The 209-nt window shown below is 74.2% G+C and carries 1 protein-coding gene; it reads left to right on the top strand.

What is annotated here, in order from left to right:
* Positions 1 to 209: hypothetical protein (locus tag AC6H42_RS21505; protein WP_497548904.1), on the top strand; the 209-nt coding region annotated here is incomplete at both ends.

Raw genomic sequence — 209 nt, forward strand, 5'->3', positions numbered from 1 at the left:
GCGCTGAACCTGGGCCAGGTGCTGGCGGCGGGCGGCAAGGTCGGCATCTACGGCGCGCTGGTGAACCAGCGCGGGCGCATCAACGCCGACAGCGCGGCGCTGGGGGCGAACGGCAAGATCGTGCTGAAAGCCAGCGGCGCCAGCGGCACCACGCTGCTGGAAGCGGGCAGCCACACCAGCGCCGTCAACAGCGCGGGCCGGGGCGGCGA

It is taken from the genome of Massilia sp. NBRC 108631, from assembly GCF_059704565.1.